Origin of the sequence: Vibrio sp. 10N.261.55.A7 (assembly GCF_002877365.1) — a bacterium.
In the GTDB taxonomy this organism is placed as follows: domain Bacteria; phylum Pseudomonadota; class Gammaproteobacteria; order Enterobacterales; family Vibrionaceae; genus Vibrio.
The window spans coordinates 1-8920 of sequence record NZ_MCWZ01000075.1 but is presented as its reverse complement, the minus strand read 5'-3'; the positions used below and the strand labels follow the sequence as shown (position 1 = coordinate 8920).

Annotated in this window: 12 protein-coding genes; 7 read left to right on the top strand and 5 right to left on the bottom strand. The window is 45.5% G+C overall.

Features of this window, described 5'->3' with window-relative positions; all coding sequences use genetic code 11:
• From BCU12_RS05980 to BCU12_RS05955, 6 genes are all read left to right on the top strand, one after another.
• Positions 1-1570 (top strand): FG-GAP repeat protein (locus BCU12_RS05980; protein WP_133153818.1); only part of this gene is annotated, 1570 nt, incomplete at its 5' end.
• Positions 1571-2080: 510 nt separating this feature from the next.
• On the top strand, positions 2081-2362 hold the full coding sequence (locus tag BCU12_RS05975; protein WP_102403440.1) for a hypothetical protein: 282 nt from the start codon (positions 2081-2083) through the stop codon (positions 2360-2362).
• Between the two features lie 111 nt (positions 2363-2473).
• Positions 2474-2704 (top strand): hypothetical protein, encoded by a 231-nt coding sequence (locus BCU12_RS05970; RefSeq protein ID WP_102403439.1) that lies wholly within the window; start codon positions 2474-2476, stop codon positions 2702-2704.
• Positions 2695-2961 (top strand): hypothetical protein, encoded by a 267-nt coding sequence (locus BCU12_RS05965; RefSeq protein WP_102403438.1) that lies wholly within the window; start codon positions 2695-2697, stop codon positions 2959-2961. The genes BCU12_RS05970 and BCU12_RS05965 overlap by 10 nt, the downstream gene beginning before the upstream one ends.
• A 359-nt stretch (positions 2962-3320) precedes the next feature.
• Positions 3321-4142, top strand: a complete 822-nt coding sequence (locus BCU12_RS05960; protein ID WP_102403437.1) for an AraC family transcriptional regulator — start codon at positions 3321-3323, stop codon at positions 4140-4142.
• A 97-nt stretch (positions 4143-4239) separates the two neighbouring features.
• Positions 4240-4824 (top strand): GNAT family protein, encoded by a 585-nt coding sequence (locus BCU12_RS05955; RefSeq protein WP_102403436.1) that lies wholly within the window; start codon positions 4240-4242, stop codon positions 4822-4824.
• Positions 4825-4933: 109 nt separating this feature from the next.
• Here the strand turns inward: BCU12_RS05955 and BCU12_RS05950 are convergent, their stop codons facing one another.
• From BCU12_RS05950 to BCU12_RS05935, 4 genes are read right to left on the bottom strand one after another with little or no spacing between them, the layout of a single operon-like run.
• Entirely contained in the window at positions 4934-5815 is an 882-nt protein-coding gene (locus tag BCU12_RS05950) for a dihydrodipicolinate synthase (protein ID WP_102403435.1), read from the bottom strand.
• Positions 5796-6158, bottom strand: coding sequence for a PTS lactose/cellobiose transporter subunit IIA (locus BCU12_RS05945; RefSeq protein WP_102403434.1), 363 nt, complete (start codon positions 6156-6158; stop codon positions 5796-5798). The genes BCU12_RS05950 and BCU12_RS05945 overlap by 20 nt, the downstream gene beginning before the upstream one ends.
• Positions 6142-7479, bottom strand: a complete 1338-nt coding sequence (locus BCU12_RS05940) for a PTS transporter subunit EIIC (protein ID WP_102403433.1) — start codon at positions 7477-7479, stop codon at positions 6142-6144. The genes BCU12_RS05945 and BCU12_RS05940 overlap by 17 nt, the downstream gene beginning before the upstream one ends.
• Positions 7480-7481: 2 nt before the next feature.
• Positions 7482-7805, bottom strand: coding sequence for a PTS sugar transporter subunit IIB (locus BCU12_RS05935; protein ID WP_102403432.1), 324 nt, complete (start codon positions 7803-7805; stop codon positions 7482-7484).
• 196 nt (positions 7806-8001) lie between these two features.
• Here BCU12_RS05935 and BCU12_RS23095 point away from each other — a divergent pair, with 196 nt between their 5' ends.
• Positions 8002-8184, top strand: a complete 183-nt coding sequence (locus BCU12_RS23095) for a hypothetical protein (protein ID WP_133153817.1) — start codon at positions 8002-8004, stop codon at positions 8182-8184.
• On the opposite strand, the gene BCU12_RS05930 is transcribed toward BCU12_RS23095, so the two are convergent.
• A partial coding sequence (locus tag BCU12_RS05930; RefSeq protein ID WP_102403431.1) for a substrate-binding domain-containing protein occupies positions 8134-8920 on the bottom strand: 787 nt, incomplete at its 5' end. The two genes, BCU12_RS23095 and BCU12_RS05930, sit on opposite strands and share 51 nt — an antisense overlap.

Below are 8920 nucleotides of genomic sequence, written 5' to 3'. Positions count from 1 at the left end.
GCCATTGGATGCGTCTAGGCAGTTGGCTCCGTTCGATTTAACCGAGGTGTCGCTAGAGAGGATAGCCTGGACGGCGAGTGCTAACAATCCGAATATTGTGTACACGGTGTGTGAGAAAGACGGGGCGCAAGAGAATGCGTGTCAGGTGCTGGTGACGGTAGAAGGGGGTGCGACAGAAACTATGATGCCGAATGGGTCGCTGCTGAAGTACCTTGAAGAAGAGACGTCGTTTTTTGTGATGGCGAGCGTGCCGTCGGGCGATACAGAGCAGACGAGTGAGTTGTCTCTGAGCACGACGACGAGTGATTTGTTGGACTATCAGCAATACCTTAAGGCGTCCAATGCGGGAGAGGGCGATTCTTTTGGCTCCGAATTGGCGTTGTCTGGGGATGGCCGTGTGTTGGCCGTTGGCGTTCAGAATGAAGACAGTGGGGATGTGACTAATCCAGACGATGACGAGATGACTGATTCTGGCGCGGTCTACATCTATCGGGATTTGGAAAATAATGGGCGATGGACACAGACGGCGTATTTGAAAGCCACGACGCCTGTGGATGATGGTCAATTTGGCCGCAGTGTCTCGATATCTCAAGATGGCAGTAGACTCGCTGTAGGAGAAAGATCTAGAGCGACAGTGCTGGATTACGATGAGAGCACAGGGCGCTGGAGTGAGTCCCATGTAATGACAAGTTCCTCTGATCACTTTGGGATTGATGTCGCGCTATCTGCCATAGGCGGCAAGACATTGGTGGTGGGCTCAAGTACTGAAAATACAGCCTATGTCTACCAAGATCTGGAGACCGGGTGGGCAGAAAAAGCGCAACTAACCACAGATATTATACAAGCTGACGATAAATTTGGACATTATATCGTGGTGTCGGGGGATGGCTCGGTGATTGCGATTTCAGCGCCAGAAGAGGACTCGGGTGTTGTGGGTGATAGGGAAAATGAAGATGCATACAATTCAGGGGCAATATACACGTTCCGATACGATGGGGAACAGGCGACCTGGCTAGAGGAGAGCAGCAGTCACTTGAAGCTCCATCAAGATGAGATTGTCAATAAGTCTTGCTACGCTAAGGTAGGAGGGTTGTCTACGGATGGCAGCGTCTTGGCGGTATCGTGCTCTGCTAATTATCCTAATTATGCAGTGATGGTGTATCGCTACAATAGCTTATTAACGCAGTGGGAGGAAAGCGCTACCCTTCCTAAGGTAACACAAGTTAGTAACGTCGTAGCGCTATCTGGTGATGGCAATACTATTGCGTACAATGAAAAGGCTTACCCAGACCAAAATCTAAACCAAGGGTTAGTTCTGGTGTATCGTTACGATGGCATCAATAACGTGTGGAATAAGCGAACAGAAGTGACAGCAGCGAATGCGGACGCTGGGGATAATTTTGGTTTAGGAAATTTTAATGCTCTCTATAAGAATGAGGCTATCGCCCTATCTAACGATGGCAACACGCTTGCGGTGGGGGCTGTCAGAGAAGATGGCAGCGCCGATGGTGGTCTGACAGATATAGATAGCGGTGAAACAGATGATTCCGGTGCGGTGTACGTTTTCTAGGTGCAAGGCATTGAATTTATCGTTCATTAAGACACTGTCTCGTTCTAAAATACGTTGAAGAGAAAAAGCCCCCATTCGTTAAAGGATGGGGGCTTTTAATTTCCAATATCTACACCACCAATGAGTTTTTCTACTCATTGGTTATCACTACAGTTTTTAAGTAAACCAAACAATAGCTCACTCCCGTAGCCTTGATGTCAACTAGATTCAGCTAATTGATAAACATAAGTTACAAAGACGTTCTTTCCTCTCCTTTAAATGACCTATCTGATTTATCGATAAAACCTGATTACTTTATGAATTAGAAAGGTGCGAAGATCTTTTTGCTTTCTGTTACCCAGTGGATTCCGAATGGAAAATGTCAATGGGAAAAATTTTGAGCTAGAAAATGGGATCACTTTCAGCTAATGAGTCTTTAGTTTAGCTGTTCTTATTAAGAGAAGGGTTATTGCTAAGCGCCACTCTAAGGCACCCCCTGATTATTGAGGCTGGAACAAAAAAGGTAAATTCATGAATAAACCAGTTATTGTTGCGCTTATAGCTCTAGCTATGATCGGCTGTAGTAGCACACACAGAACGGCACTTGAAGATGCGTCGATAGAGCAGGTAAAAGCTTATTCTGACGATGAGCTTTGCCGTTATTTAGGCAAAACAATTGGTCGAGGTGATGTGAATGGTAAACACCAAGTACTGAAAGAAATCAAGAATCGTTGCTTAGATGAAAACATGTCCCTTACGATTAGAGAGTGTAAGAGTTTATCTCATCAAGCGCAGAGAAGTATCCAGTCATAGCAACTCATAACTTGCTATGAAATAGTTCATGAATGTCGATCAATGAGAGTGTTATTCGCCATCTCTTGACGGACTGAGTAAGAATTTAAACAGATCAAACAAGGTAGCGTAATGAAGAAGATCTCTGTCCATGTATACAGGAATATAAATAACGAAAACACCATGGGCTTTGAAGTGAATGGTGTTATCTACGCACTTGAAATTAGTACTGCTACAGCAGAAACTGCACGCGAAGTTGCACTAAATATATATGACTATAGGCCAACGGAAGATATCAATTCCTTTGCTCTGACTGATAAAAAGTATGTCGTTTATGTAAACCGAGGTGCGCTATGTTTTTGAGTGAAAGAAGAGCGATTGACATCACATACACAGATTCTCACGGAGAGGAAACGTGCTGCAACATTCTCGCTGTTCCAGCGTACGAGCTTTATCATGCAACTTGGACGGTGGAAGGAAAAACCAAAGGCATGCATTTCGCGTGGAGCCCCGAGGAAGAAATACTCATTGATCACGGGTTACTGCCTATTGGCATTCGAGAGCGAATGACCGAAGCCATTCTTAATAGAAGAAAGCAAGTGAGTGAATTCATCGAGTAGCCACGTAACTTCAAATAACTGAGAGGTCATTTTGGGCCTCTCTCGCGACAGTTTCTTCTGAATAGTTCACTACCTGAAAACGCGCTTTGATGTCCCAAGGCTCTACCCGTTAATTGAATCAAAATATGTCGCTTTATCTTGCTTCGACCAAGCATCACTTCTTTGCTGTGTCTGATTACAAATACGGAGAAAAAATTAGAGGGCCTTACTGCTGTATTCGTCTCTCTATAGAAGTCGCTTTATAGAATTTGTTATTCGTATTTCCGGTATTAGGTTGCTTGAACACGGATTTGGATGCGCGGTGTATTGATACCTTCCTATTGAACGATATACTGATAGCATCGTTTGAAGGGAGCAGCATGATTACTTGGAAGCACCAAATAGAGTCTATTAAACACCTAGTTGATTGGGTGTGGTACTTAGACGTTAAGCCGGGTGAGTCGATAGATTTCATGCCGCAGCTTGTGCCGAATGTGAATGCGCATTACATCGTAACGCCCGCTTCTCAACCGTATGATTACCAAAATAAAACCAACCATTTCGTTGGCACCGGATGTCACCTGCTCACGCCAAGCACTAAGACATTGATTTTGAAAGATGAAGCACCACTAACCCGCTTGGGACTTCGTTTTACTCCGACAGCACTGTATCAGCTGCAGCAGGGGGGATCTGGCCTGGTCGATCACTGCCTTGATGCCGAATGGCTCAATCAATTACTGCCATCGAACATTTATCAAACCCTCATCGCAGAGGCCGACACTGCCACCATCTTAGCGCGTGTTGAACAAGATTTATTGCCTTTGGTCGAGTCGACTCAAACGGATAAATCGGCAAAGCTGGTTGAAAACGCGGCGGTGTTGATTGAACAGCACAACGGGCTATTAACCAGTGATAGTTTGGCACAACGCTGTTTTACCACGAAACGAACATTAGAGCGTGCCTTTAAGAAAACAGTTGGCATGGGCATTAAGCAGTACCAAAGTATTGTGAAGTTCGAAGCGCTCTTTATGTACATTCATGAGAATCCGAACAAAACGGACTGGGCCGAAATGGCGAACCAATTTGGGTTCAGTGACCAACCTCATTTGATCAGGCAAATGAAACAAGTGATCGGCGTGACGCCAGCGGGCTACCTGAATGCGAGAGATCTTGTCATCGATGCGTATGGAGACTTTGAGTAAGGTGTGTTCCGCTTTCTTGAAAAATGTCGCAAAAGTTCAATCTTAATTATTCGTCGAGCTTTATCCTAACCGCATATTCAATAACAAGGTAACACCAGTGTCATTATCACTATTTAAACAAGGTAAAGCTGTCCCTTTAAATGACAAGCTGACGATTCGATTGATCACACAGAACGATCTCAAAGACATCATTACAATGCTTGGCAATCCCAATGTCGCGAAATACCTGTTCTTTGCTCCAGCTCCCGTTGAAATGTATGAAGGCTTTTTCAATCCGATCATTGAGAATACGCAAGACGCGATTAAAAAAGGTGAATGGCCAGAAAGCCTAACGGCGATCATTCATGATCTCGAAGGAAACTACATGGGAATGGCTGGCCTGCCCGGTGTTATGTTTACGCAAGGCAACTTTGAAGTGGGTTATCAACTTGCTGAAAACGCTTGGGGGCAGGGCATTGCAACATTAGCGTGTGCTTTTATGACTCAGCTGGCTTTCAATGAGCTAGATGCACATAAAGTCACCGCCGATTGCTATCTAAGTAATGTAGGCTCTTACAAAACAATGGAAAAGTGTGGCTATACCCTAGAAGGGACGCAAAAAGACTACTACAAATTAGAGTCAGGGTTTGATGACCGCGTACTGTACGGCATCACCAAAGCTCAGTTTGAGAATCTGGCATAATTCTGTTGATATCTGGGCTCGGTTGTTAACTCTGCCGAATATGAAAAAAGCCAGCCTAGGGAGAGTGGCTGGCTTGGTCTTACCTAAGCGATGAACTCACTAGAGAGGGTTATCTCCGGTTCGCCATACGCTTATACTGATGACGTCGTCCTCGAAGCGTTAGCCCCAACTGCATAATGTTTTCAGGTGGTGCAATACCGCTGTAACCACCATCTCCGATATGCACAATGTCAGCGCCAGCGGCTTTCGAGGCCATGGCGACTTGCTCTATGTATGACTCGGACGCCCCTTCTTGTGATGTTCCAATCGCCAACATGCCAAGCATGCCACTTTGATGAACGGTGCTCATCATTTCGCGTGCGAGGTTTGCATCGACCCCAGGTGTCGTATAAGGGGCTGGAAACATCATGACATCGGCGCCAGCTTCAGCAAAATGCTTGATAATATCTAAGTTATAATCATTGCCGACACCGCCTGCGTGCATTTTCCCCGCGATAACGATGATGTCTTGGGAAACCTGACGGACTAAGCTGATCGCCTCAAGAATGGTTTCCTGCGTCACTGCATTACCAGGGTTTCCAGTCAGCATGACATAGTCTAAACCGATCTCTATTGCTCGCTCGACAGTCTCTTTTGTGACGGTTCGCCCTACATCGATGTGTTGAACGTTATCTGGAACAGGCTCTAAATTGCAGCCTATCAATCGCCCTGTCGCGTCTTTAACTTCCTGAATCGACATGGTGTCTTCTGGATTTTCCGACAGCACTTTTATTTTAGGGTCGAACACATCCAAACAGTTTAGCGTGATCATATCGGCGCCAAAGGCGGCAGCGATTTCGGCACCAGACACCACATCGATTGGCGGCGTAATGGCGACGACGTTTTCCACCATTATTGTGCGTCCTTCTGAGTTTCTAATGCTGTCCACAATCTCTTGTCGTGAAGCCGATAGAAAATCGTTCGCGGTGAAATCAAACAGTCGCTTGTTCATTCTTCATTACCTTTTGGAGTTGATGATGGATAGTGATGATCTCTTCCGCTAATTCCCGGCAAAGCATGGTTGTCATAATATGATCTTGAATGTGCGTCAAAATCAGTGTCATCTGAACTTTGCCTGCGCCTTCGTCGAACCCAATTAAAGAGGTTTGAGCTTTATGAACCTCTGCTAATGCAGAATCTCCCTCTTTCAACAATTGATGGGCTTGCTGAAATTGGCCTTTACGCGCCGTTGTCATCGCCTCCATGAAGGTTGAACGAGCCTCACCAACTTGGCACAGTAGTGTCATCAGAAACTCTTCTGAAATATCTTCGTTACTGTTAATTTTTACATTCATCGAGGCTTCCTTCGTTTATTGAGTTTGTTGCGGTTTCATTCAGTGCGTTTTCTTCAGCCAGTAACTGCCTTTCATGCACCTTCATAAATGGATAGAAAACAATCGCGCTCACAATGATACTGCTCACGACGACAAGTGCCGCTGTCCCTGAGTTTGTCGCGATGATTGCGCCAATCGGTGCTGGCATCGTCCAAGGTGGAATCGCTATGATCTTGGCAACCAAACCTGACTTAAATGCGAACCAAACAATGGTCGTGTTGAGCGTTGGAGCTAATAGCCAAGGGATGAAATAGATAGGGTTCATGACAATTGGCGTACCAAAAATGACCGGCTCATTGATGTTGAATGTGCCTGGAATAATGGACATCTTGCCGATGGTTTTCAATTGAGTGGCTTTAGAGCGCATCATGAGAACCACTAAGCCCCATGTGCCGCCAGCACCCCCGACGAATATAAAGAAGTCCATCACTGGGTTAATGAAAATCGCGGGTAATGGTTCTCCTGCCGCAAGTGCATCTTGGTTTAGGCCTAAATTGATCAGTAGCATTGGGCCAATGATTCCGCCAACAACAGAGCCACCATGAATGCCGCTGAACCAGAGCAATTGAACAAGCAACACGGCAAGCAAACACGCGACATAGCTGTCTGATGCTAACACGAGCGGTTGGAAGAGCGTCATGATGGCGTCGGGTATTTTCATGCCATGCTGAGCCAGGTAGACGTTTATCGTCATGACAATGATAGAGATGAATACGATTGGAATGAGCAGGTCAAACGACGCCGAAATCTTTGGTGGAACGGCTTCGGGCATCTTAATTCGAATATTGTATTTGATCAGAAGCCTTTGCATTTCTGGAACAAGCAAACCACAAATAATCGCCGTGAAAGCACCCGTACCGCCTAGGAAAGCACCGGGTAACACGCCACCTATTTCGACATTCACCATAGGCGCCGCCGCCAGTAAAAAAGCGAACATAGAGAGCATACCAGTATTCATTGGACGAAGTTTGTATGCCTCTGCAAGGCTAAAACCAATGCCGAATGAGGCGTAAAGTGCAAATATGCCCATGCTCAGTTGGAACGGGGTCAGAATGTTTTCTTTCCCAATGAGGTCGATTAACCCGTGCCACCCGTCAAAGAAAAAGTTACCTTCTGATGGCGGAAAAGCCAGCACCAGTAATAACGAGCCTACAATGAGAAATGGCATGGTGGAAACAAACCCATCTTTGATTGCGTTAATGTGCTTTTGCGCGGATATTTTTCCAGCGGCAGGCGCCACAACCTTTTCAACAAAATTCAGTACTTGATCAAAAACGGCCATTGTTAACTCTCCATAGCTTCTTTGGATGGGTAAAGAGAGAGGGCCTGATCTAATACTGCGTCTCCTTTGAGTAACCCGTAATTCATCATGTCAATGAGTCCGCATCCTTTTCCAAGATCAGATGCAACTTGTTTAAATTCCTCGTATTTAAATTTCACTTGTGGTGCGACTAAACAGACGTCACTCCACTTAATGCACTCATCAAATTCAGAGATTGAATGCGCAGATATATCACACTCGATGTTCTTCTCTTTTGCCGCTGTTTCCATCTTGCTGACAAGCATGCTCGTCGACATGCCGGCAGCGCAGCATAGAAATATTTTCATGGTATCCATCCTTAGTTCTCGTCTAAGTAGACTTGATTATAATAATGTAACCGGTTTCGGTAACCGGTTACATATATACAATAAAAATGATTAGGATGGGAAGCATGCATAATAAATATGCAGCGCATGTCTAATTTTTGGACGAGTTTTATCTGTACGGTTTGCTTGAAAAGTGACGAGAAAGAGGAAAGGTTAAATGGAAATAGATGGTGAGTTGGAAACAGACGGTGAGCTGGAAGCAGATGGTGAAGCGGAAGTAGATGGAAGACTGGGTAGAAACCTTGTTGCCCCTATCTCTGCTAGCGCAGTGAAGAAAGGGGCGGGACAATTAGAGAGTAGCGGGACGGGTGGAGCTCCTAACGATCAACTGACCGCATAGTATTTCAGGCTGCGTGCTGTCATTACCTTCAATCATTTTCTGAGCGACGAGCATCGCTTGAGCCATGATCGACTTAATGGGTACTTCCACCGTGGTGAGCGCGGGTTCGATGAATGCGCTGTAAGGGTCATTATCTATACTGATAATTGAGACGTCATTGGGCACATGAATGCCTTCCTCAGTGAGCGCTTTAATGCACCCTGTCGCAATATCATCAGAGGCGGCGACGATGGAGGTGTTCAGTCGTTTCTGCTTGGCAAACTCTTTTCCCGCAGCATACCCTTCAATAAATCCAAACTCGCATGTGAGCTTTCGAGTATCAATCGTTAAATGAGAGTGTGATTTGATGGCGTCAGTAAAACCTTGAGAGCGAGAAATGGAGGTAGGTGTGACCGGCTTTGGCCCAATATAGGTGATGTCTCTATGCCCCAAATCAATCAAATGGTCGACGGCCATTTTTATTGCATTTTTCTGATCAAACGCGATGGAATACCCCGCATCTGAAGGAAGTTGACGCCCAACATTCACCAAAGGAATGTCGATAGACTGGTTGAGAGCAATGATTTGTTCGCTCGACAGCATTCGGCTGTACAAAACGATGACATCGCATTTTTTCTCAACCAAAGAGTGAACGGCTTTTAATTCACTTTCCGCTTGATTATGGCCATCGGCAATGAGGAGTTGTTTCCTCATGCAGTCCGCACTAACGGAAGCTTGTTTTAGTAGAATACCAAAA

Bases quoted from the DNA above. Each gene is read 5' to 3' on its own strand.
- BCU12_RS23095 (WP_133153817.1), top strand. From the start codon at position 8,002: ATGGAAATAGATGGTGAGTTGGAAACAGACGGTGAGCTGGAAGCAGAT.
- BCU12_RS05970 (WP_102403439.1), top strand. From the start codon at position 2,474: ATGAAGAAGATCTCTGTCCATGTATACAGGAATATAAATAACGAAAAC.
- BCU12_RS05935 (WP_102403432.1), bottom strand. From the start codon at position 7,805: ATGAAAATATTTCTATGCTGCGCTGCCGGCATGTCGACGAGCATGCTT.
- BCU12_RS05965 (WP_102403438.1), top strand. From the start codon at position 2,695: ATGTTTTTGAGTGAAAGAAGAGCGATTGACATCACATACACAGATTCT.
- BCU12_RS05945 (WP_102403434.1), bottom strand. From the start codon at position 6,158: ATGAATGTAAAAATTAACAGTAACGAAGATATTTCAGAAGAGTTTCTG.
- BCU12_RS05950 (WP_102403435.1), bottom strand. From the start codon at position 5,815: ATGAACAAGCGACTGTTTGATTTCACCGCGAACGATTTTCTATCGGCT.
- BCU12_RS05940 (WP_102403433.1), bottom strand. From the start codon at position 7,479: ATGGCCGTTTTTGATCAAGTACTGAATTTTGTTGAAAAGGTTGTGGCG.
- BCU12_RS05960 (WP_102403437.1), top strand. From the start codon at position 3,321: ATGATTACTTGGAAGCACCAAATAGAGTCTATTAAACACCTAGTTGAT.
- BCU12_RS05975 (WP_102403440.1), top strand. From the start codon at position 2,081: ATGAATAAACCAGTTATTGTTGCGCTTATAGCTCTAGCTATGATCGGC.